The sequence below is a fragment of the Rhizobium sullae genome (assembly GCF_900169785.1).
GTDB classification, from domain to species: Bacteria; Pseudomonadota; Alphaproteobacteria; order Rhizobiales; family Rhizobiaceae; genus Rhizobium; species Rhizobium sullae.
Genome location: NZ_FWER01000005.1, coordinates 1 through 23,167 on the forward strand (window position 1 = coordinate 1; position 23,167 = coordinate 23,167).

Consider the following 23,167-nt stretch of genomic DNA (forward strand, 5'->3'; position numbering starts at 1 on the left):
CGCGCTGGAGCGACAGTCTGAAGGCTTGGTTCGTGCCCGGCCGCACCGCCGAAAGGCGCATCGGTCGTTGGCTGGCTGAGATGGAAGCAGAGGCCGACGCTTTTGCCGATGAAAAGGGCAGGGATGCTTTCGCATTCGATCCGATCGAAAGCCGCTATCTCGAAGCAGCGCCTTCGGCCTTTCAGGTCAGGACGCCATACTCGCGCACTGTCGTCAACGAAATTCGAGAGATCCCCTTTGCGCGCTGGGACGCGGATCGCCGACTTTGGACAGTGCCTTATCGAGCGTTCGACAAACTGCGCTCAGAAAAGATCGCCTTCAATCGCGGGCTACTGTGTTGCCTTCGACTCGGCGCCGGAAGCACCGGAGGCGGTTCTCAGCTTGTCGGAAACGAAGACGAAGAATCCAAAGGGCAAGAAAGGCGCGCCGCCTGCGCAAAAGGCCATGCCATCCGCGAATAATCAGCTCGCTTGAGCTTTGTATACGACGTCTTTCCGAACCGAAGCGACTCCCTTTACCGCGCGAAGCGCATCGAGTGCGTCAGGATTGACACTCCCGTTGACAATCATGAAGCGCTCGTGGCTTTGCACCTGTTCGAGGCCTTGCGACTTCAAGTCATCGACGACCTCGCCCAGACTGCGGGCCTCGCTTTTGTCGATTCGAATGGTAACTCCAATTTTATCGGTCGTCATACCTCACCGCTTCCTTTTGCCTGGAGCAGACCCTTACCAACATCCCTGGCAGGGGAAGATAGTGGCTTCGTAAGCTGAATCAAGCGCGCCCACAGCGCCCATCCGCGAAACGTCGGATCAGACTGAGCAATCAGAGCCGCAACGCCAGCAACATGTGGGGTCGCCATGCTGGTGCCATTCCACCGATCATAGTTGTCATCAGGCAAGCTCGAAAGTATGTCGACGCCAGGAGCGGCAATGTCTACTTCCTGGCCAGGATTCAATCCGCCACACGAGAACGACGCTGGCGCAAAGAAGCGATCCACGGCACCAACCCCGAGGATCGTGGACGCGTTCGCCGGAGAACCGACGGGCGCAATATGCTGAGGACGTGAACTTTCGTTCCCAGCGGCGGCAACGACTAAAGCACCCGCGTCTAAACATACCCGCCCAATTTGCTCGTAATCGTCGCTCGGCGAATCTCCAACTTGCGTCGCAGCTCCTAGCGACATCGAAATAACGTGGCAACCTTCATCCAGCGCCCATTCCATGCCCGCAATAATCGACCGGTCAGTACCGAAGCCGTCGTCGCCTAGCACCTTTCCAGCGTAAATTTCCGCTTCGTAGGCGATACCGTAGCGCGGGCCGGTGGCCGGTCGCAATGGACCGCATGCCGTACCGATGCAATGGGTTCCGTGACCGTGCACGTCTCTTTCGGAACTACGCGTTGCAAAGAGCTTCTTAGTGATCAAACGGCCGACAAAATCCTGATGAGTTTCGTCAAATCCGGTATCCAGCACTGCCACCTTGATGCCGGCCCCGCTTAGGTCACTTTCGATAACCTTGACAGCCTGCAGTCCCCAAGTGTTGCTCGTCTCGTCAAAGGCAGCCCGGGCCATAACTCCCTCTGCCCCCTTTCTGCCCAGCAACCGATCGACCAGCTCGTTGACAGCGTCACGATACCCAAGCAGGTAGTCACTGTCCAAAGGAGTTGCAAAGCCGCCCACGGTTACCTGTGCGAGGTCCAGTCGCTTCGACAGTGGGCCGCCGAGGGCACGATAGGATCGCTCTGGCCGAACCGCACTTACGACCTTCTGCTGCATGGCATTTTGCAGCATGGGCTTCAGCTTCTCGCCGTCCCGGCGCACAATCGCGATCCCGAAACGCTCGAAGTACTGAACATCAGCGCCATCGAAATCATTTGGCACCGCGGCGGCGCTTCGAAAGTCCTTGGACGACGCGACACGGAATCCGCCTTTTTCAAGTTGCTGTACACCCTCGCTCTTTGTTTTGGGTGTAAATCGCACCACCATGCCAAGACCCGATGTGCCGTCGCCTTGTGCGTTAACCCGGCCTCGCGTTGATTTAGCCATAGTACAATTCCCCCTTCTTTCACGGTTTCAAAGACGATACGCAATGACAAAACCCGCAAGCTGGAAGCGGCAATCCGTTAGTCAAGCCGACACTCGAGTTCGGGGCAGTGGATGGCTCTGCAGTTAGATCGAAGCGGATTGATTAGGTGGTTTTTTCCGCTGACTGCCGCGAGACCGCAAAGCTTCGCCGACCGAAAATTGGAGCATTCGGCAAAGAAGAAATAGTTGTACCTTGTAGATCGATTTCGGGATGTAGTTCCCCTAGACGAAATCTCGGCGGCAAATATACATCTTATTGTTGAGTTAGCAAGTAAAAGTTCCAGCGAGCGGTTCGCCCGCATTTCATTGCCTTTCAGGTGAAGTATACTTTTGCATCTCATCCCCGTTGGATTTCCTCGTTATTTTGTGCCGGAGGAAACTCAGTCCGATGATCGATACTCAGTGCGATAATGGAAGTTTCATTTTCAGAAAACCGAATCATGCCCGCGAAAAATCGCCAGCGATGCCGGAAATGGCACCCTTACAACGAGGCTCCGGCGGGGGCAGGAACTGTTCTCGCTGCTTTGGAAACATGGCAAGGGATGTGCTCCTTTTGGAGAACATCGTGTAGCAGCCTTAGATCAAGTTCGACGCCGTGAGACGGCGAATGAATCAACCGGGTATACGAGGCTGCAAGGCGAGTTGCCCTGAATCCGGACACACACACTGACTGAGTTTACGGCTAGTTTACCAACTTTAAGGCGAGAAATAACCCTATATGATTAATTGACTTCGCCTTCTAGCTGTACGAATTATCCCGCGGGCTGGAAAACGGAGGGTGTTGGCCAATGGCAATCGTTTTTCAATCGCACGGGGGTACAGAGAAAAAGCGCGCCGTTCCAAGGCCGAGCCTTCGGGCCGCGCCGCCAGCGACGGGTGACGTCGCGGTCGATGAAGAGGCTGACTTCGGCTATTTCGTACCGCCACTAGATGCGCCCGAGAACTACTTGCCAAACACGGCGGAGACGATTGGAGAGCTCGATGAGCTCGGCGAAATGTTGATCGACGTCGTCGCCACGCCGACGAGCGAGGATCCGACGGAAGATTCCACGCTCCCGCCGGTTTTCACCTATTGGGGACAATTCCTGGATCATGAGCTGACGGCCCGAACCGATCGTGAAGGGGCGATTTCGAGCATGGTCAACGCACACCCGCCTGTCGCCTCGTCGACGGTGGAGAGCCAGTTCAGGAATGCCCGCTCGCCCCGCTTCGATCTCGATAGTGTCTACGGCGGATCTGCCGTCGGCGAGGGGGTAGGTGCAGACGTTGTCAAAGTGATTTCTGGTCTTCGCCACCCCACGCTGAAGGACAAAATGCGTGTCGGAACAGCGATCGAACCGGGGCCCTTGCCCGACAGCCTCGACCAACATCGAGACCTGCCTCGCTATGGCCAGGTCCAGTCGTCTGTCCGGGAAGCGGCTCTACGTCTGGCTAAGGCCGCGATGACTCCTGAGGCGTTTGAGAAATTCTCCGATACGTTGCCCCAGCGCGCGATAATCGGGGATAATCGCAACGACGAAAATCTCGTCGTCGCGCAGTTCCATCTGAGTTTTCTTCGGTTCCATAACAAGGCCATCGACTATCTTGCGTCGCACGACACGGGTTGGATCGCCGATTTCAGCTCTGCGCAGGCTCTGACGAGACTTCATTACCAATGGTTGATTGTCGAAGGATACCTCAAGGGCGTTTGCGATCCGGTTGTGGTGGACCGCGTCGTCAAGGATCGGGCGTCTCATTTCTTCAAGTTCAGAGCCGAGTTTGATGCCCGAAGGCAGAATACTCGCCTTGGAAATGCTCTGCCATTGGAGTTCTCGGCGGCAGCTTATCGGTTCGGTCATTCCATGGTCAGAGCGTTCTACGACTACAACAAGATCTTTGGGCGGCCGGGCACAGGTTTTCTACCGCGTGCGACCTTGCAGTTGCTTTTCGAATTCACTGGAGGCGGCGGCAGGCTGGATACCGAGAAGAAGCTGCCCAAGAACTGGATCATCGACTGGACACGCTTTACGGGCGTCGATCCCCATGATGGGAGCGACGGAGAACCGGCCCGTTTCGCCAGGAAGATCGATACCGAACTCGCCCCGCCATTGCACACGATGTTCAAGGAAGGGGAAGACCAGGCCGATCAACAACTCAAAGAGTTGTTCAAGAACCTGGCAAGGAGGAACCTTCGTAGAGGCTACAATCTCAGGCTCCCGACGGGCCAGGCTCTGCACAAGCATCTCAAGCAAATTGGTGCAGTGGAGTCATCGCCGATCCAGGATGTCTCAGCGCTGTTCGCCACGAAGCCCGATCTGCAGAACTTCCTCGCCGGAACCACATCGCGCTTCCACGAGCGCGCACCGTTATGGTTCTACATTCTTGCTGAAGCCGAGGCTGCCGGTGGAAATCGATTGGGTGAAGTTGGGAGCTGTCTCGTGGCGTTGACCTTCGTGGGCGTGCTGCTTGCGGATCCGGACTCGGCCCTTTCGCGCGGGTTCACGCCCGATCAGAGCCCCCTTAAGATGCCGGACAACTCGCCGATCGACTCGATCGCCAAGTGGATGCGGTTCGCGGCCGTCATGCAGTAGTGGCGCGTAAGAGTGCTGCCTCGCCGCACTGCGGCGGGGCAAAGCGACATGCGTGCAGCCTCAAGATCGTTGGTGCTGCTTCTTGCGTTTGCCGGCGATGAGGGTCTTACGCGCATCGAAATCCTGCGATAACAACGGTCACGCCTCCTATAGGATCCAGGTGTCCCGCAAGCATAAATGGACGTCCTTGCAGGCGGAAAGCAAACAATCGCGACCAAAAACAGCGTCATCGCTTGTGGAAACGCTGCCGAACCGTTCGAATGCTGAGATCTGCCGACACCCAACCGCTATCGCGTCATCCTACAACTATTTTCAAAGCTGCGTGGTCTCACCTAGCCGCTCGTTCGGGGAGGGGGCGTCGACGGAGCGCCACCTGTTCGAGTGACGGCGGGATGTACGCCGACCCCTCCAGCAAGCCCACGTCTTCTCCCGGTGGTACAATTTCATCGATCCGGTCAAGAATTTCATCGTCAAGGGATACCTCAACACCAGCAAGAAGGCCTTCAAGCTGCTCGGGAGTACGCGGTCCAATGATCGCTGACGATAGAGCCGGATGCGAAACGACGAAGGCGAGGGCCATATGCATCAGCAAGATGCCTGCTCCATCGGCAAGCGCTATGAGCTGTTCGACCTTGTCGAGGGTCTGTTGGTCAGTCATTGCCTTCTGGAAGAACTTTGCTCGCAGGGTGTCCGGCGTTGGCTCACCTTTCCGATACTTACCTGTGAGCATTCCTTTGGCGAGCGGGCTCCATGCCATGACGCCCATCCCGTAACGCTGGCAGGTTGGCAGCACCTCACGCTCGATTGAACGATTAAGGATAGAGTAGGGCGGCTGCTCCGTGCGGAATCGTGCAAGCCCTCGGCGCTCGGCCACCCATTGCGCCTCGACAATGTCCGACGCCGGGAAGGTTGACGCTCCGATGGCGCGAACCTTACCCGCACGCATCAGGTCAGTTAACACCGAAAGCGTTTCCTCGATGTCGGTGTCAGGGACGGGGCGATGGAGCTGGTAAAGGTCAATATAGTCAGTCTGAAGTCGGCGCAGCGAGTCCTCCACTGCTTGCGTCACCCAGCGCCGCGAACCACCACGCCGGTTCGGGTCGTCGCCCATCGGGCCGAAAACCTTGGTGGCGAGAACAACATCGTCGCGCCTTCCCTTCAGGGCTTTCCCGACGATCACTTCAGAGTCGCCGTCACTGTATCGGTCGGCGGTATCGATGAAGTTTATGCCCGCATCAAGTGCTCTGTGGATCATGCGGGCGCACTCATCGTGGTCGTTGTTGGCCATCTTCCCGAACATCATCGCGCCTAGACAATAGGAGCTGACCTTGATGCCAGTACGGCCGAGAGTGCGATAGAGCATGTTCATTTTCCTTGTGCTTACGGTTGCAACGTTCCAGCAGGCGCGATACAGAGGGTAATCGGAACATTCGTCCGTTTATACGGAACACTGTTCCGTTTTGCAATAGGTATAGTCGCCCGGTGAAGTCAGACGAACAAAAGAACGAGTCTAGCAGCGCGACCCGTCTGGCAGTGCGGGCCGATGCGAGGCGCAATTTCGACGCACTGCTTCAAGCTGCAATGGCTGTCTTCAGCGAGTTGGGCGTTGATGCGCCGATGCGAACTATCGCAGACAGGGCAGGGGTTGGTGTTGGCACGCTCTATCGCCATTTCCCCGAGCGCTCTGACCTCATCAAGGCATTGATCAAACGCGACGTTCTTGCTCAGGCGGACGCTGCGGCGGCTTACGCAGAAGAGCTTGAGCCAGCGGAGGCACTCGCTAAATGGATGACGCGTCTTGTTGATTTCATCTCCACGAAAAAAGCCCTGGGTCCAGCGCTACATTCAGGCGACCCCGCCTACCAGGCACTTCCGGAGTTTGTTCTTGGCCAGTTCACACCAGTGCTTCGACGGCTGCTCGATGCTGCCGCAGCCTCAGGAGCGATCAGGAACGACGTAAACGCAAGCGACCTGCTGAACGCCGGACTGCGTCTCGCCACACCGGCGAGTGACGGTGACACAGAGCAGGCGAGGCGAATGGTGTCACTGCTCACGGACGGTCTACGCCACCGACCAAATCCAAAGAGTTAGCATCACAGGGGAATACCTACAAAGCCCGCTTCCACCAGGTGCCCGTCCAGAGGATCTCTGCTTAGGAAGTCCCTTTCAGCAGTGGCGTTTCTGCCAATGTTATCACCATGTGCTCGATAAAGGCGCGGACGCGGTGAGGCAGTGGGCCGCCGCCCACATAGACGGCATGAACCAGTTCCAGGTCGCCTGGATTCTGATCTTCGAGCAGTGGGATAAGTCGTCCCGCCGCGATCTCATCCGCGACATGAAACAAACCAAGCCGGGCGATGCCGACGCCGGCCAGCACCATCTGTTTCATCGTTTCGCCGTTGTTCACCACGATGCTGCCTTTGACCGGTTGTGCGACCTCCCGGCCTTCGCAGTGAAACGGCCACGACGGCCTTGCACGTCGGAAGTTGAAGGTCAGGCAGTCGTGATGTTCCAGGTCGGCAGGTGTTTCTGGCCGTCCTCTGCGTTCCAGATAGGAAGGTGCAGCACAGACCACGCGCCGGCTCTGCCCCAGCTTGCGGGCGATCAGCCCGCTGTCGGGCAGGTTGCCCATGCGGATGGCGACATCGGTCTTTTCCGCCACCAGATCGACAATGCCGTCAGTGAAGCTGAGATCGACGATCAGATTGGGATTATGCGCAATGAAATCCGGCATTGCCGGCACGATGAACATCGTGCCGAACGGTATCGTTGTGTTGACCCGCAACCGCCCACGGACGGCACCTCCAGCGGCTTCCTGATCCGCATCGTTCAGTTCCTGCAGAATCCGAAGGGCTGCATGGTGATAGGCCTCGCCTTCTTCCGTTAGCGTAAGAGCGCGAGTAGTTCGCACCAGAAGGCGTGTGCCAAGCCGTGCTTCAAGGCGGGCGATCAATTTGCTGACTGCCGATGGCGTGAGGTCAAGGTTGCGCGCGGCGGCGGAGAATCCCCCATCCTGGACAACGCGGGCAAACACTTCCATCTCGCCCGAGCGTTCCATCAGGATACGCGGCATTGATGATCCTCATTCACAGGTGCATGTCTCCTACACGCAATAGTTCCTGTGGTTCTTAGATCATAAATTGTCCGCAGCAACAATCTGGAGACACGACATGGACCTGCGACTCACCGGCAAGACTGCCCTAGTTACCGGAGCCACAGCCGGCATTGGCCTCGAAATCGCCCGCACTCTCGCCGCCGAAGGTGCACGCGTTGTCATCACAGGACGCGACCGTGCCAAGCTCGATAGCGCGCTCGCTGCCGTTAAGGAATCCGGCGGATCGGACATCGCTGGCGTTCTGGCAGACGCCGCCAGCGCCGAGGGTGCCGCGATCATCGCAAGGGCTGAGGCTTCGGTCGATATACTCGTCAACAATCTCGGCATCTACGAGAGCAAGGCATTCGGCGACATCAGCGATGCCGATTGGAGCCATCTGTTCGACGTCAATGTCTTGAGCGGCGTGCGCCTGTCACGGACCTATCTCCCCGGCATGCTGGAGCGCAACTGGGGCCGCATTATTTTCATTTCCAGTGAGTCGGGCCTCGCCATTCCGCAGGACATGATCCACTACGCGACGACCAAGACCGCGCAACTCTCGGTTTCGCGCGGATTGGCGCAACTGACCCGCGGGACCAATGTCACAGTCAATTCCGTGCTGCCAGGACCGACCCGCTCGGAAGGCATTGAGGCTTTCCTGCGCAGTCAGGCAAGCGACCCGTCCGCGCCGATCAAAGAGGTCGAGGCCGAATTCTTCGCCACAGCCCGCTCGGCTTCGATCCTCCAGCGCATGGTGGAAGCGGAGGAGGTGGCAAACCTGGTCACCTATCTCGCCAGCCCCCGCTCATCCGCGACCAACGGCGCTGCCCTTCGAGCCGAAGGCGGCCTCGTCAACACCATCGCCTGAGTAAGGTCTTACCCATGTCAAACACACCTCTGACAATTGTCGCCATCACCACGGCTAAACCCGGCAAGCAAGCAGCCCTCGGTGCCGCCCAGGAAAAGCTGGTCGCAGAGACTCTGGCTGAAGACGGCTGCCTTCGTTACGAACTGCACCAGTCGCTCGATGAAGGACGCGTCCGCATCTTCGTCGAAACTTGGGCAAGCGAGGTCCAATGGCGCGCCCATATGCAGGGCGCTGCCATGCAGCGCTTTCAGGCGAGCGGCGTGGGCGAATATTTCGCCGACTTCACCCTGCACCGGCTGACCAAGGTCGCCGGCTGATAAGCGGCTGCCTTTTCATTCCCAATCGGATTTTCGTACATTCGGAGATAAACCATGAAACTTCTGCGCAGCCTCACCATCACACTTGTGCTTGGTACCAGCACCATCTGTGCCCATGCCGGAAACGTGCTGATCGTCTTGTCCGATTCCGACCGCCTCGACCTGAAGGACGGAAAGGTATTCGAGACCGGCTTCTATCTTAATGAACTGATGCAGCCGGTGAAGGCGCTGCTCGACGCCGGCCACGACATTACCTTCGCCACCCCGAAAGGGACCGCTCCATCCGTCGACATGACGTCCATCGACAAGATGTATTTTGGCGGTGACGAGGCCGCGATGAAAGCCAGCGAAACACTGCTTTCGGACCTGGGCCTCTTGTCGAGCGAGAAGTCGCCAGTCATCAGCCTTGCACGGGTCGAGCAGGTCGGTTACGGCCATTTCGACGCGGTCTACGTCCCGGGCGGTCACGCACCCATGCAGGATCTTCTAGTGAGTTCCGAACTCGGCAACCTGCTCACCTATTTCCATGAAAGCGGCAAGACGACCGCGCTCGCCTGCCATGGCCCGATCGCGTTGCTGTCTACGCTGGCAGATGCGAAGGGCTTCGTCACGAAGTTCGAGACGGCGGGAACGGCCAACGCGCAAACCGACTGGATCTATGCCGGCTACAGGCTGACCGTTTTCAGCAACCGGGAAGAGGAAATGGCGAAGGGGTTGCTGGGCGGCGGCGAGATGAAGTTCTATCCACAGGACGCGCTCACCCAAGCAGGGGGGCAATTCAGTCAGGCCGAGGCACCGTTCGCCGGGCACGTCGTGGTGGATCGCGAGCTGATCACGGGTCAGAACCCTGCGTCTGCTCCGGCGGTGGCCCAGGAATTGCTGAGCCGACTGAAGTAGCGTTCACCGAAAGTTTTGTGATGATGCCCCTATGGGCGTCATCATTTCGGGGTCAGGCCGGAACAAGAACTGTTCCCCGGACATGCTGAGGTCGAACGGACACTGAACGTTATGCTGATGAAACAGACGAGGAGCGGTTGCTAGTCTCGATGGTCCAAAAGTCCAATCATGGCGCGGATTCGTTGAACTGAGGGCGCGTCTGATTTAAAGTCGAATTGCGCCTGATCTAAAATCAGGTGACGTCTGATTCAGATGCAGGCACCGCGCAAAATTCGGAACAGTTGCGTGTAACGCAGGTTCGACTTCCTTCACGAGGACGCAGCCGATCTGTTACGCCTAACATGCATAGATAACTTCCGTTTTAGGTAATGGGTCTTCAGTTGGATTCCCATCAAGGCGGCAAGGACTGAGGGTACCGTTCGATTGTTGGGTTGGCCTCGACGACCAGGACTGACAATCTGCTGGCAGACGCGCCCCGGGACGGCACCGAGGCCTATGCCGAAAGCAAACTGGATAACCAGCGGAACGTGGCCCGAAGTTTTCAGCCCCTCCCGATCTGAACGTCCACTATTTCCGACGACCCGACGCCGTCATGGAACGTTCGGCCCAAAGCTGCCGGCATTCGAAACCCTTCATAGAAGGGACATTCGGCCAACCTCGGCGGCTGGATCCCGGCTGCCAGATCGAAAAGCGGGCGCCGACGGCGAAATTCGACTCCGTGCTTTTTGCGTAGACGCCGGCGATATCCCAGAAAGTTCACCGCCCGCCTAGGGTAAACCATTGGCTAAGTTGTTCCCGAGCGGTTTGTTTTGCGCCACTCTTCGTACTCTCGGCGGGCATCGTCATGCAGCGGATAGTAGCGCTGCAGCGACCCGCCCCCCATAAGCTTCACTCGCGAGAACTCCTCCCAATCGTGATGCTTTTGCGATTCTTCGATTACCTTTGGGGCCATTGCGACTGGAAGCACCACCACCCCGTCATCGTCGGCGACGATGATGTCTCCGGGGATTACCGTGACACCGCCGCAGGCAATCGGAACGTTGACGGCGTTGGGATAGATGCCAGTCTGCACATGATAGTTGGGCGTCCAGCCGCGCAGCCATAGAGAAAGATCTAGCTTCTCGACATTAGGCCGATCGCGCATGCACCCATCGATCACGATGCCAGCGCCGCCTCTGCCTTTGAAATACGTCGACATCATATCGCCGAAGACGCCCGAGCTCATGTCGCCGCGCGCGTCGACCACGACCACATCGCCCTCCTGCACGTGATAAAGCACATGGCGGTGCAACTGCGTCTCCGGATCTGCATATTCTCCCTCGGTGAAGAGGTCCGGCCGCTGCGGCATGAATTGAAGCGTCAGGGCCGGCCCGACGATCGACTTCCCGCGATTCTGCGGCACGGGACCGACCATGTGCGGATTGCGGAAGCCCATGTGGCCAAGCGTGCCGGAAACCGTCGCGGCGCCGATTTCCTTCAGCGCGTCGATCAGCTCTTTGGGCGGTCGCGTAATGTCGGGCGTATGCATCATTCTAGGCTCCGGTGGATGAAACTACCAGTTTGTGACAGAACCGTCGCGGCGCTTCAGGTGAGGCGCTTCCCAGAAACGAAAGCTCTCCGCCTCGACCGCCTCTTCGTTGACCTCGACGCCGAGTCCTGGCAGATCGCTGACCGGATAGTCGGGCCCGTCGAGCCGTGGTTGCACGGGGAAGAAGTCGGAATTATCGAAGCCCAGTTTTGCTTCGGGCGCCCTGGTCTCGAGCCAAGCGAAATTCGGTACCGCGGCGGCGAGATGGATGGTCGCGGCCGTGCAGACTGGGCCAAGGGGATTGTGCGGCATCAGGTCCACATAGTGCACCTCGCTCCAGCCGGCGACCTTCATCGCTTCGGTGAGCCCGCCAACATTGCAAACATCGAGCCGGTTGAACTGATGGATGCCGCGCTCGATGTAGGGCAGGAATTGCCACTTGCTGGCAAATTCCTCGCCGATGGCGAACGGGATGTCGGTCATAGTGCGCAGGGATTCGTAGGCCTCGGGTGTCTCGTCTCGTATCGGCTCCTCGAGGAAATCAAGCACGCCACGGCCGAGCTTGTTACAGAAGCTCGCCGCCTCTGCCACCGACAGCCGATGATGATAGTCGATCCCGAGGACGACCTCGTCGCCCAGCGCCTCGCGCGCCTTGTTCAGCATAGTCGCGGTCGCACCGATCGACTCCCGCGGCTCAAAGATGTCCTTGCTGTTTTGCCCGATGGGAAAGAAGCGGATCGCCCGCCACCCTTGTTCGCGTAGTTCGCGGGCGCGTTCGATGGCAGCCTCGCCCTCGGCCTCGTCACCCGTCGAGGCGAAGGTAGGAATTCGGTCGCGCTGCTTGCCGCCCAACAGTTCGTAGGCCGGCACCCCCAGCGCCTTGCCCTTGATGTCGTGAAGGGCAATGTCGATGGCGGAAATCGCCGCCTGCAGAACGCGCCCGCCTTCGAAGTATTGGCTGCGATAAACTTCTTGCCAGATCCGACCAATCTGCATCGGATCGCGGCCGATGAGAAACTCGCGATAGTGCTCGATCGCGCCGGCCACCGCCTTCTCGCGACCGCTCAAGCCGCTCTCGCCCCAGCCGAAGATGCCGTTGTCGGTCTCGACCTTGACCAGCATCTGGTTGCGCGTTCCTACCCATACTGGATAGGGCTTGATCGCCGTGATTTTAAGCTTCGTAATCATCCACGCCCTCGTTTCACACGCATCGGCTCTGTCTCAGTGGGCCTTGAGGGCCATTTCTGTTTCGCCGTCGAACAGATGCATCCGCTCCTGATCGAACTCGAGCCAAATCTGTTCGTCGGGCGCGACGGCAATGGTCGGCGGCACGCTGACGTTGACGATGGCGCCAGACAGAAACGCCTGAACGAAGGTGACGTCTCCGGTCGGCTCCACCGTGTAGGCCTTGGCAGGAATGCTGCCTGGCACCGCACTCTTGTGCAGCTTGATCGTCGAGTGACGTGCGCCGAGCACGACTTTCTTGGTGGTTGCCCTCGCGACCTTCTGCGCGTTGTTTGGCGAAAGCTCGAGGCGCCAGCCCTCCGCGCTGGTCAACACAGTGTTGCCGCTTTCCGTTGATGCCTCCAGCGGAACAAGGCTCATTGCCGGGCTGCCGACGAAGCTGGCGACGAACATGTTCACCGGGTGGGCAAAGACCTGCGCCGGTGAATCGTATTGCTGCAGGTAGCCGCCGTTCATCACCGCCATCCTGTCGGCCATGGTCACGGCTTCGAGCTGGTCGTGCGTCACGTAGATGATCGTCGCCTTGAGGTCCTGGTGGAAACGCTTGATTTCCGACCGCATCTGCACGCGCAGCTTTGCGTCGAGGTTGGAGAGTGGTTCATCCATCAGGAATACCGCCGGATCGCGAACGAGGGCACGGCCCAGGGCCACACGCTGCTGTTGACCGCCCGAAAGTTCGCGTGGCTTGCGCTCGAGCAGCTGCGTCATGTCGAGCACGCGCGCTGCTTCCTTGACCTTCTTGTCGATCTCGTCACTTGGCAGTTTGCGCATCTGCAGCGGGAAAGCCAGATTTTTATAGACAGATTTCTGCGGATAGAGCGCGTAGTTCTGGAACACCATTGCGATGTCCCGGTCCTTGGGGTCGAGGTCGTTGACCACCCGGTCGCCGATGACGATGTCGCCAGATGTGATGGGGATGAGCCCTGCTACAAGATTGAGCGTGGTTGTTTTGCCGCAGCCTGAAGGGCCGACGAGCGCAACGAATTCGCCGTCATTGACCGTCAGCGAAACATCGTTGACAGCTTTGAAGCTGCCATAGGTCTTGACAAGATCTTTGAGGACCACGTGGGCCACCGGCAACTCCCTAGTGTTTGACTGCGCCTTCTGTAAGGGCGCGTACGAAGTATCGCTGAAGGACGAGGAACAGGACCACGACGGGCACGCTCATCATAAAGCTGGCCGCCATCAGGCCCGGAAAGTCCGTTGTATTTTCCGAGAAGAAGCGCTGGATGCCGACCGGCAGTGTCAACTGGTCGTTCTTGGAGAGGAACGTGTAGGCGTAGATGTACTCGTTCCACGCGCCGATGAAAGAATAGATCGCCGTGGCGATGATTCCTGGCGCCGAGAGCGGCATCACGATCAGGAAAAAGGCCTGGAATCTTGTCGCCCCGTCGATGCGCGCGGCCTGCTCGAGTTGCACCGGGATGTTGTCGTAGAAGCCCTTGAGGAGCCAGATTGCCAACGGCAGGCCGAATGTGAGGTAGGTGAGAATGAGCGACCCATGCGTGTTCACCAGCCCGATCGCGCGCATCAGGATGAAGAGCGGCACGAGAAAGATCACCGCCGGGAACATGTTCCGAAGCAAGACGGCGAAGAACAGAAAGTTCCGGCCCGGGAATGTGAAGCGTGAAAACGCATAGGCCGCGGGAACTGCCACGATCACCGAAAGGACGGTCGTGGCGGTGGAGACAAAAAGGCTGTTCCAGAAGAAGCGCAGGAAGTCCTGGCCGACGCTGTTTTGCGGATCGAGCAGCTTCTGGTAGCTGGCGAGGGTGGGTTGGTCCGGCCACCATTGCGGCGGGAACTGCAACGCAGCGAAGCCTGACTTGATCGATGTGATCAGCATCCAGATCATCGGTAATGTGGTGTAAAGCAGCATGAAGAGCAGGAAGATGCGTCCGCCCCACCGCCATCCATCGATGCGCACACGGCGACGCGCCTGACCTCGATGAGTAGTCTCGGCAATCGTGCTCATTCGCTTCCGTCCTTCCGCTCGTTACCGCTCAGCGCCCGGACGTAGAAGTAGCCAAACGACATCAGGATCAAGAACAGCAGCACCGAGTAGGCCGATGCCACTCCCCAGCGTTGGCGACCAAAGGCGAGTTCGTAAATGTGGGTGATCCAGATATGAGAAGCGTTCGACGGCCCGCCGCCGGTCATGATCCAGGGGATGATGAACGAATTGAAGTTGGCAACTGCCAGCAAAAGGATCGTCACCGTCGAGACATTCCTCACATGTGGAAAGGTGACGTGCCAGAACCGCTGCCATGCATTCGCTCCGTCGACCTTTGCGGCGCGCAGCAACTGGTCGGGGACCGTCTGCAGCCCAGCCATCATCATGATCATGGCAAACGGAAATTCTCGCCAGATATTGACGACGATCAGCGAGGGAAGCACCGTGCTCACGCTGTCGATGAAGTTCGGCGGCCGGTCGGTCAATCCCAGGCTGACCAGCACCGCGCCAATGATCCCAACGTCCGAATGGTAGATCCATTTCCAGATATAGGATGCGGCAACCGCGCTGATGACCCATGGAATGATCAGGACGGCGCGCAGGATGGCGCGGCCGGCAAAGTCACGATGGAGCGCCAGAGCGCTGGCGAATCCCAGGACAAACGAGACGAACGTCGATCCAATCGTCCAGATAAGAGTGTTCGAGGTGACGGTCCAGAACACCGGACTTTTGAGGATGGCGGTGTAGTTGTCGAGCCCGACGAAAATCTTGTCCCGAAGCTGCAGGCCAGGCGGTGTATTAAAGAACGACAGCTCGATCGTGTAGTAGATAGGGTAGGCTATCACGATCAGCATCACTGCGATCGCAGGAAGCACATACGCGTAGTCGGCGCGATGATCCCAGGTCTTTCGCAGCACACCGGACCTGACAAGCAGTCTTCGGGGAGCCTCGGCCTTTCCAGTCAAGATCGTCACTGTGCAGAGCCCTCATCCATGGGAACGAAACCGGCTGCAATCGATGCGCAGCCGGTCAGATCGTCGGACTTGAACTAGAGCCCACCGTCCATCAGGTCTTTGACCTTCTTGGCCGCGTCGTCGGCTGCCTGGTCGACGGTCATGGCCCCAGTCAGAGCATTCTGCAGCATGTCAGGGACTATGATGTTCATGATCTCCGGGGACTGTGGCAATGCCGGGAACGGGATGCCGTATGGCAGCATCGAGGTCGTGACATCAAGGAACTTGATGCTGTCCAGACGTTCCTTCATCCATTTGGTCTTGAAGCCGTTGAGGTTTCCCGGGTTTGAGCCTGCATAGGCCGTCTTCAATGACCATTCGGGGCTCGTCCACATGCAGATGATGGCCTTCGCCGCCGGCTCGTCTACCTTGCCGCCCTCCACATATTCCGGCTTCAGGATATGAATGTTCGAGCCGCCAAACACCACGGCACGTTTGCCGTCGGGGCCAGTCGGGATCAGGCCGTAGCGCATATTGTCGATTACGGTCTGCGCCTTCTGCTTGTCGGTGTCGGTTGCCTTCTTCTGCAGGTCGAGCATGACGTCGTAATCCGAAGGATGGGAGATCATCATGCCGAGCTGGCCACCCAGGAAGAGGGGCTGGTTGTCGGCCTGCTGATTGGTAAGCGCCGAAACCGGAACCGACTTGTCGCGTACATACATGTCGTAGGAGGCCTGCAATGCCGCCTTGCTTTGCGGGCTATCGAGCTCGACCGTCTTATAAGTCGGCTCGGCGGTAGCCTCGTCGAAGACACCGCCGCCATAGGCCCAAAGCTGCGGCATGAAGCGGTAGGGCGTGTTACCTGCATTCTTGCGAGCCACGAGGCCGTAACCGGCAATGCCGAGCTTGTCGTGGATCTGCTTGGAATACTTGACGACGTCATCCCAAGTTGCTGGGGCCTTGTCCGGATCAAGGCCTGCACGCTTGAAGATGTCGGCGTTCCAGATGAACGCCATCGTCTCGTTGTTGGTTGGAATGCCGTAGGTCACATCGTCCCAGGTTACAGCCTTCATGGCGCCGGGCCAGAAGTCCTCGGTCGAATATCCTACATCCTCCGGTTTCAGAGGCTGCAGATAGCCCTTTGAAGCAAACTCGGTGCCACCCAGAATTTGAAGGCGGACCGCCATCGGCGCGGCATTGCCAAGGAGCGCGGTCCGGAACTTGTCCAAGAGGTCGTTATAGGTGAGGGCTTGTTCCTCGAGCTGGATGTTTGGGTAGGTCTTGCGGAACGTCGCGAAGAAATCCTTGTAATACTGGCGCAGTAGGTCGGGGTCGCCCTCGAACACACCCTGATACCAGAAAGTCAGTCGGCCCTTGTAGTCAAGCGGGGTGACCTTGCCGCAATCAGCCGCCGTGTCAAATTCCTGCGTACCGGCAATGGAGCGGACATATTGCGGCGACCACTTGCTCAGGTCGACCGGCGCCCCCAGCGCAGACGCAGACATCAATGATACCGTCAAAGCAGTGGAGACAGTGCCGCGCAGGACGGCACCTCCGAGTGAAATCCTCGTCATAGGTATCCTCCAGGTTTCTCTCCCATGCCGCTCTGCACCAAGGCGAGCGGTCTTTGCTCGACGGCTCAGGACCTCCCAGTCAATGTATTCCTTCGAGCACATCATACGTTTTCAGATCGCCGAACACCTGTCAATCGGGGAAATCGTACATTGTTTGGGCGAGATTTGCGTGATATGCGAGGAAGATGTGTATTAATTGGGGATAGTTTTGACCGATACGAGCGACTTTAGGGCGAAGCCACCCGAGGGCATCGACGCTGACGGGGCATCCAGCCAGGGCGCCTCGCTCTACCAACTGATCCGGGAAGACATCATCGAGGGGCGGCTCGCTGCCAACGAACGGCTCGTGGTCACCGATCTCGCCCGGCGCCACGGCACCTCGACCAACCCTGTGCGCGAGGCTCTGCAACTGTTGCGCGGGGAGGGCTTTGTCACCTTCGTTCCCAACCGCGGAGCGCGCGTCCGGCCCATAGATCAGGATTTTGTTCGGGATATCTACGAGATAGGAGTCTTGATCGAGCCGGCACTGACGCGATGGTTCGTAAGCATGGCCACCGTCGAGGACATAGCTGAACTCGAACGCATTCAGGGCCTGATTGAAGAGAACAACTTCGCTGACACCTTCAGGCACAGCGAGCTGGACACTGCCTTTCATACTGTGATGTACCAGAAGCACTACAACCGCCATGCAGCCGAGCTTTGGTGGAAGCATCGCGAAGTGCTGCGAGCAGTGAGCCGACGTTTTGACTTCACGCTCGCCCGGCGTGCCGCAATCCTTAGCGAGCATCGCGAGCTCATCGCGCATGTGAAGGCGGGAAATGCGAACGAGGCGGCCGAACTCATCGCTCGCCATGTGGAGGGCTCCGGCCGGCACATCCTTGAACATATGCGTGCGCGCAACGCCGCTCGCGCGGGATAAGACGCGCCTGAAACCTTGTTATCCCGAGCACTTCAGAAAAGGCAGTTGAGATGAAAATCACCAGCGTTCGCCCGTGGCTAATCAGGTCTGATGCTTCTTACTGGGGAGAATATCTCTTTGTCGAAGTGACGACCGACGAGGGGGTGAGCGGCTGGGGAGAGATCACCACGACGACAAGGCTCGCCAATCGCGCCCTCTGCACGATCCTGCGGCAGATTGGTGCCGCTCTGAAAGGCGAGGACCCGGCGCGTATCGAATATCTGTGGCACAAGATATTCCGAAGCTTCACCTACATGGGCAGCCGCGGCGCTGCAGTCGAATGCGTCAGTGCTATCGACATAGCCCTTTGGGATATCCGAGGCAAAGTCCTAGGTAAGCCAATATACGAGCTGTTGGGTGGAGCGGTACGGGATGACATTGCGCTCTACACCCACCCCAACCAGGCCAAGTTTACCAGTAAGGAGGCTGTGGTCAGGGAAATCCGAGACATCGTCGATTCCGGTCACACTGCACTCAAGTTCGATCCTTTCCCCCACCAGGGCCGCTTTGATGATGAACAGTCGCGCGAACAGCGGGACGGCTATCTCGATGGCAGCATGACGCGCAAAGATGAGCGCGAAGCTGCCGAACTCACGGCTCTGATCCGCGAAACGGCGGGCTCTGATGTCGACATCCTCATCGATGCGCATGGCCGGTTCGACGTTCCAACCGCCATTCGCCTTTGTCGGAGCCTCGAGGAAGCTGGTCAGATCGACTGGTTCGAGGAGCCCTGTCCGCCGGAGAGCCTCAACGCTCTCAGACAGGTCCGTGAGAAGGTCAGCGCCGCCATCTCTTGGGGCGAGCGCGGCCATACGAAATGGGATTTCGTGCCGGTGCTCGAAAACAGGCTAGCTGATTACATCATGCCGGATGTCACTTGGACCGGCGGCATCACCGAACTCAAGAAGATCTCTGCCCTATGCGAGGCTTACTACATCCCGGTCTCCCCGCATGACGCCGCAGGGCCGATCAACGTGGTTGCGGGAGCGCAGGTGATGATGACCGTTCCCAACTTTTACAAGCTTGAAACGTCGGAGTGGAACCTGGGCAAATATGATGAGCTCATCGACAGGCCACTGGATGTCTCGAACGGCAGCCTCAAGCTTGCGTCAAAGCCTGGCCTCGGCATCGAAATGAACCGCGACTACCTTCAAAACCACGAGATAGAACTGGACTAGACAACGCTCTACGCCGCGCCTGCGTGTGGCGAGGAGTCCCACCGATCAGAACGAGGATCAAATCATGCTAGAGGCAGATGGAGCCGACGAGGCGCTCAATCGGGTGAATACGCGTTCCAGGCCGTCTGACCTTCGCATCACCGACATGCGGGTCGCCGAAATTGACGGCGCGCCGTTCACCTCGGTGTTACTCAAGATTTACACCAATCAGGGCGTCGTTGGGCTTGGCGAGGTGCGCGACGGTGCCAGCGCCACCTATGCGCTGATGCTGAAGAGCCGGTTGCTTGGCGAGAACCCTTGCGACATCGATCGGCTGTTTCGTAGGATCAAACAGTTCGGCGGACACGGCCGCCAAGGCGGCGGCGTCTCGGCGGTTGAAATCGCATTGTGGGATCTTGCCGGCAAGGCCTATGGCGTCCCCATCTACCAGATGCTCGGTGGCCGCTTCCGCGAGAAAGTGCGCGTCTACTGCGATACCGACGCCACCGTGCCGAGCGGCACCGAGACGGGGAGGCGCCTCAAGCAGCGCATGGAGCTCGGTTTCACCTTCCTGAAGATGGATCTCGGACTGATGCAGATCGCGGACGTCCCCGGCGCGGTCGTGTTTCCTGCTGGCTCACTCGAAGGATACCACAACCGTCCTTATCGCGGACCGCTGAAGACGATTGAAGAGCGGCGTGCCCGCAACGCTTCGTATGATTTGCATAATGTCCAGCATCCGTTTACCGGCCTTCACTTTTCCGACAAGGGCCTCGACCTGCTTGAGCAGTACATCGCCGAGGTTCGTGAAGTCATCGGCATGGATGTGCCGCTCGCGATCGACCATATCGGCCATATCTCGATGCAGAACGGCATTCGCCTCGCAAGGCGAATTGAAAAATACGTGCCAGCCTGGCTCGAGGATGTGATCCCATGGCAGTATACGCAGCAGTACCGGCAACTGCAGGACGCAACGACGGTGCCGATCTGCACTGGCGAGGACATCTACCTCAAGGAGGGCTTCGAGCCCCTGCTTAACAGCGGCGGCGTCTCCGTTATCCACCCTGACCTGCTCACCAGCGGAGGCATCCTCGAGACCAAGAAGATCGGCGACATGGCGCAAGACCGCGGTGTCGCGATGGCTATCCACATGGCGGAAAGTCCGATCGCCGCAATGGCGGCGGCGCATGTTGCGACAGCGACCGAGAATTTCATGGCGCTTGAATACCATTCTGCCGATGTCGACTGGTGGGACGATATCGTCACGGGCCTTCCCAAGCCGCTAGTAAAGGACGGCTTCATCACTGTTTCGGACAAGCCGGGCCTTGGGATCGACGACGTCGTCGACGAGGTGATCTCGATGCATCTGCAGCCGGGCGTCGCCGGCATCTGGCAGCCTACGGATCACTGGGACGATGAGTATTCCTGGGATCGCACCTGGAGCTGAGGCGAAAAGGAACAAAGATGAAGATCACCGATCTCCGCTGCGCCGTTATCGGCAAACACCCGATCGTCCGCATCGTTACGGACGAGGGCCTCTATGGCTTGGGCGAAGTCGAATTCACCAAGTCCTACCTCAAGCCCTGGGTGCTGCATTTCCGCGAGGCGCTGGTCGGCGAGGACCCGACCGATGTCGAGAGAGTAATGTTGAAGATCCGCCAACGCGGCTCTTTCAAGCCGTACGGCGCGGCGGTGAGCGCTATTGAGCATGCGCTGTGGGATATTGCTGGCAAGGCCGCGGGCGTGCCTGCCTATAAACTGCTGGGCGGCAAGGTGCGGGACAAGGTGCGCGTCTACAATGGTGAGATTCGCCAGAAACGCACGGGCGACCGGCCGGAGGATTACGCCGCTGACGTCAAATGGATGATGGAGCAGCCGCAGAACTTCTTCATGGTCAAGCAAGGAATCTCGTTCCACTCCAACATGAAGGACACTATCGAGGGCTTCCACTACGGCGTGACGCAGAAGAAGGCCGGCTATCACGGTGCCATGGATCAGGGCGTGATCAGCGAGCGCGGTTTCAATCACATGCTCGACTGCGTGATCGCGATGAAGGAAGTGCTGGGCGATAAAGTCAGCCTGGCGCTCGACTGCGGCCCGGGCTGGATGCTGCCCGATGCGATTAAGTTCGCTCGCGCTGTCGAGAAGTACAATTTGATGTGGCTCGAGGACATGCTGACTGGCGACTACGTGCCGTGGGTCAATCCGCAGGCCTATCGGGAACTGACAACCTCCACCTCGACGCCAATCCACACTGGTGAGCAGATCTACCTGCGGCACAATTTCAAGGAACTGATCGAGACGCAGGCGGTACGCGTCATCGGCCCCGATCCAGCCGATGTTGGCGGCATTGCCGAGCTCAAATGGGTCGCCGAGCACGCCTACATGCACTCGATCCTGATGGCACCGCACGGCACCGCTAACGGCCTGCTGGGCCTCGGCGCGTTGATCAATGTCTGCGCCACGTTGCCGGCAAATTACATCGCCTTCGAATATCCGACCGCCTCCGACCCCTGGTGGGAGGACCTGGTAATCGGCTTGCCGCCGCAGATCGTGAAGGACAGCATGGTAGACCTACTGGAAGCGCCGGGGCTGGGCCTCGATATCGACGCTGAAGGGGCCAGGAGATATCTCAGCGAAGAGGATGCGGGCTTTTTCGACTGAACCTCCCTCCACCTGCCGTGTCTATCTTGTCGGGCGCCAGGTAATAGGGCTTGTCGAAATAGGTGATATCGATCTGTAAACAGGAAATGAAGGCCTCGATCTTCAAGGTCTTGTCGCTATCGGGTGGGGCGGCCGGCGACCTCTTCCGGCTCCAGCACGATATACTGGCCGTTCTCGATAGCCCTCTTCTATTTCACCACCTGCGGCTGGATGATGCGGAACTGGTAGGCATCAGGACTGGCAACTGGCGCGACGTATGCTTGTTCGACGGCTCGCCCTTCGCCCGCTCAGGCAACGTTTTGTGGCACTACGCCGCTGAGGAGCGCTTCGCCATCTTCGGCACGTCAGCCAAATGTATCGACGCGATGCGCAAAGGTGGCATTGCACCGCTGAGGACCCATGATCTCTCTAAGCTTCGTCTCATCACTTCCACCGGCTCGCCCTTGTCTTCCGAGGGCTTCACCTTCGTCTATGAGGCATCAAGGAGGATGTGCAGCTCGCCTCGATTTCCGGCGGCACCGATATCGTTTCCTGTTTCGTGCTCGGCAATCCTGTAACGCCGGTCTGGCGCGGCGAGATTCAGGGGCCCGGCCTCGCCCTCGCCGTCGATGTGTGGGATGACGAGGGCGGGCCGGTGCGCGGCGAGAAGGGCGGCTGGTCTGCACGGGCGCTTTTCCCTCCCTGCCCGTTGGCTTTTGGAACGACGATAACGGCGCCAAATACCGCGCCGCCTGTTTCGAGCGTTTCGACAATGTCTGGTACCACGGCGACTTCGCCGAATGGACGGGACATGGCGGCCGGATCATCCATGGCCGCTCGGACGCGACCCTCAACCCGGCGGCGTGCGCATCGGCACGCCCGAAATCTACAACCAGGTCGAACAGCTCGACGAAGTCCCCGAAGCCATTTGCATTGGCCAGGACTGGGACGACGACGTTCGGGTGATTCTTTTCGTTCGCCTTGGATCAGGCCTGACGCTGGACGCCGATCTCGAGAAGAAGATCAAGTCGAAGATCCGCACCGGCGCCTCACCGCGTCACGTGCCGGCCAAGGTGATCCAGGTCGTCGATATTCCGCGCACCTCCGGCAAGATCGTCGAACTCGCTGTCCGCGAGGTTGTGCATGGCAGGCCAGTGAAAAACAAGGAAGCTCTCGGCAATCCGGAAGCGCTGGAGCTTTATGACGCCGAGTGTGACGAGGCCGATCAGCACTTGGAAGACAATCAGAGCGTTTGAATTCATTTCCGGCACGATCAGCGTCACAAGCTGGCTGCTGGGTAGCGCCAAAAGCGCTACGAGCGCAGTG

General features: G+C 58.7%; 19 protein-coding genes and 3 pseudogenes. 11 read left to right on the top strand and 11 right to left on the bottom strand.

Features of this window, described 5'->3' with window-relative positions; genetic code table 11:
- Nucleotides 1-302, top strand: a pseudogene (locus BN1800_RS06420) (hypothetical protein); the annotation flags it as partial.
- Between the two features lie 159 nt (nucleotides 303-461).
- On the opposite strand, the gene BN1800_RS06425 reads toward BN1800_RS06420, so the two are convergent.
- Together BN1800_RS06425 and BN1800_RS06430 are read right to left on the bottom strand one after the other, a co-directional pair.
- Complete coding sequence (locus BN1800_RS06425; protein WP_027508959.1) at nucleotides 462-692, bottom strand: hypothetical protein; 231 nt, start codon at nucleotides 690-692, stop codon at nucleotides 462-464.
- Nucleotides 689-2,044: a S8 family peptidase gene (locus BN1800_RS06430; protein WP_086995670.1), complete on the bottom strand. Its 1,356-nt coding sequence runs from the start codon at nucleotides 2,042-2,044 to the stop codon at nucleotides 689-691. Before BN1800_RS06430 ends, BN1800_RS06425 begins: the two co-directional genes overlap by 4 nt.
- Before the next feature lie 827 nt (nucleotides 2,045-2,871).
- Between BN1800_RS06430 and BN1800_RS06435 the strand changes: the two genes are divergently transcribed.
- On the top strand, nucleotides 2,872-4,653 hold the full coding sequence (locus BN1800_RS06435) for a peroxidase family protein (protein ID WP_086995673.1): 1,782 nt from the start codon (nucleotides 2,872-2,874) through the stop codon (nucleotides 4,651-4,653).
- Between the two features lie 328 nt (nucleotides 4,654-4,981).
- Here the strand turns inward: BN1800_RS06435 and BN1800_RS06440 are convergent, their stop codons facing one another.
- On the bottom strand, nucleotides 4,982-6,016 hold the full coding sequence (locus BN1800_RS06440; protein WP_086995676.1) for an aldo/keto reductase: 1,035 nt from the start codon (nucleotides 6,014-6,016) through the stop codon (nucleotides 4,982-4,984).
- 170 nt (nucleotides 6,017-6,186) lie between these two features.
- On the opposite strand from BN1800_RS06440, the gene BN1800_RS06445 reads away from it, so the two are divergent.
- Complete coding sequence (locus BN1800_RS06445; RefSeq protein ID WP_280173943.1) at nucleotides 6,187-6,744, top strand: TetR/AcrR family transcriptional regulator; 558 nt, start codon at nucleotides 6,187-6,189, stop codon at nucleotides 6,742-6,744.
- A gap of 61 nt (nucleotides 6,745-6,805) precedes the next feature.
- On the opposite strand, the gene BN1800_RS06450 is transcribed toward BN1800_RS06445, so the two are convergent.
- A complete protein-coding gene (locus tag BN1800_RS06450; RefSeq protein WP_027508964.1) occupies nucleotides 6,806-7,726 on the bottom strand; it encodes a LysR family transcriptional regulator in 921 nt (306 codons plus the stop codon).
- Between the two features lie 97 nt (nucleotides 7,727-7,823).
- On the opposite strand from BN1800_RS06450, the gene BN1800_RS06455 reads away from it, so the two are divergent.
- The 3 genes from BN1800_RS06455 to BN1800_RS06465 are packed head-to-tail and all read left to right on the top strand — an operon-like array spanning nucleotide 7,824 to nucleotide 9,829.
- Complete coding sequence (locus tag BN1800_RS06455) at nucleotides 7,824-8,615, top strand: SDR family NAD(P)-dependent oxidoreductase (RefSeq protein ID WP_086995679.1); 792 nt, start codon at nucleotides 7,824-7,826, stop codon at nucleotides 8,613-8,615.
- 14 nt (nucleotides 8,616-8,629) lie between these two features.
- The gene (locus tag BN1800_RS06460; RefSeq protein ID WP_086995682.1) at nucleotides 8,630-8,932 is read left to right on the top strand and encodes a putative quinol monooxygenase; all 303 of its coding nucleotides are present in this window, start codon (nucleotides 8,630-8,632) and stop codon (nucleotides 8,930-8,932) included.
- A gap of 54 nt (nucleotides 8,933-8,986) precedes the next feature.
- Complete coding sequence (locus BN1800_RS06465) at nucleotides 8,987-9,829, top strand: type 1 glutamine amidotransferase domain-containing protein (protein WP_086995685.1); 843 nt, start codon at nucleotides 8,987-8,989, stop codon at nucleotides 9,827-9,829.
- 784 nt (nucleotides 9,830-10,613) lie between these two features.
- On the opposite strand, the gene BN1800_RS06470 is transcribed toward BN1800_RS06465, so the two are convergent.
- The 6 genes from BN1800_RS06470 to BN1800_RS06495 all read right to left on the bottom strand — a co-directional run bounded on the left by BN1800_RS06470 (nucleotide 10,614) and on the right by BN1800_RS06495 (nucleotide 17,083).
- A complete protein-coding gene (locus tag BN1800_RS06470) occupies nucleotides 10,614-11,360 on the bottom strand; it encodes a ribonuclease activity regulator RraA (protein WP_086995688.1) in 747 nt (248 codons plus the stop codon).
- 21 nt (nucleotides 11,361-11,381) lie between these two features.
- Nucleotides 11,382-12,545, bottom strand: coding sequence for a mandelate racemase/muconate lactonizing enzyme family protein (locus BN1800_RS06475; RefSeq protein WP_086995691.1), 1,164 nt, complete (start codon nucleotides 12,543-12,545; stop codon nucleotides 11,382-11,384).
- A gap of 33 nt (nucleotides 12,546-12,578) precedes the next feature.
- Nucleotides 12,579-13,676: an ABC transporter ATP-binding protein gene (locus BN1800_RS06480; RefSeq protein WP_086995694.1), complete on the bottom strand. Its 1,098-nt coding sequence runs from the start codon at nucleotides 13,674-13,676 to the stop codon at nucleotides 12,579-12,581.
- A gap of 10 nt (nucleotides 13,677-13,686) precedes the next feature.
- Nucleotides 13,687-14,577: a carbohydrate ABC transporter permease gene (locus BN1800_RS06485; RefSeq protein ID WP_086995697.1), complete on the bottom strand. Its 891-nt coding sequence runs from the start codon at nucleotides 14,575-14,577 to the stop codon at nucleotides 13,687-13,689.
- Entirely contained in the window at nucleotides 14,574-15,530 is a 957-nt protein-coding gene (locus BN1800_RS06490; RefSeq protein ID WP_027508972.1) for a carbohydrate ABC transporter permease, read from the bottom strand. The genes BN1800_RS06485 and BN1800_RS06490 overlap by 4 nt, the downstream gene beginning before the upstream one ends.
- 74 nt (nucleotides 15,531-15,604) lie before the next feature.
- Nucleotides 15,605-17,083, bottom strand: a complete 1,479-nt coding sequence (locus tag BN1800_RS06495; protein WP_086995700.1) for an ABC transporter substrate-binding protein — start codon at nucleotides 17,081-17,083, stop codon at nucleotides 15,605-15,607.
- A 208-nt stretch (nucleotides 17,084-17,291) separates the two neighbouring features.
- Between BN1800_RS06495 and BN1800_RS06500 the strand changes: the two genes are divergently transcribed.
- The 4 genes from BN1800_RS06500 (at nucleotide 17,292) to BN1800_RS06515 (ending at nucleotide 21,862) form a co-directional block, all read left to right on the top strand.
- Entirely contained in the window at nucleotides 17,292-18,002 is a 711-nt protein-coding gene (locus BN1800_RS06500) for a GntR family transcriptional regulator (protein WP_027508974.1), read from the top strand.
- Nucleotides 18,003-18,052: 50 nt separating this feature from the next.
- Nucleotides 18,053-19,219: a mandelate racemase/muconate lactonizing enzyme family protein gene (locus tag BN1800_RS06505; protein ID WP_086995703.1), complete on the top strand. Its 1,167-nt coding sequence runs from the start codon at nucleotides 18,053-18,055 to the stop codon at nucleotides 19,217-19,219.
- 64 nt (nucleotides 19,220-19,283) lie between these two features.
- Nucleotides 19,284-20,645 (top strand): mandelate racemase/muconate lactonizing enzyme family protein, encoded by a 1,362-nt coding sequence (locus BN1800_RS06510; protein WP_086995706.1) that lies wholly within the window; start codon nucleotides 19,284-19,286, stop codon nucleotides 20,643-20,645.
- A gap of 17 nt (nucleotides 20,646-20,662) precedes the next feature.
- A complete protein-coding gene (locus BN1800_RS06515) occupies nucleotides 20,663-21,862 on the top strand; it encodes a mandelate racemase/muconate lactonizing enzyme family protein (protein ID WP_027508977.1) in 1,200 nt (399 codons plus the stop codon).
- 22 nt (nucleotides 21,863-21,884) lie between these two features.
- Here BN1800_RS06515 and BN1800_RS42230 read toward each other — a convergent pair.
- Nucleotides 21,885-22,041 (bottom strand): annotated as a pseudogene (locus BN1800_RS42230) (Ku protein); the annotation flags it as partial.
- 4 nt (nucleotides 22,042-22,045) lie between these two features.
- Between BN1800_RS42230 and BN1800_RS06525 the strand changes: the two are divergent.
- Nucleotides 22,046-23,097: pseudogene (locus BN1800_RS06525) on the top strand (acetoacetate--CoA ligase); the annotation flags it as partial.
- Between the last annotated feature and the right edge of the window lie 70 nt (nucleotides 23,098-23,167).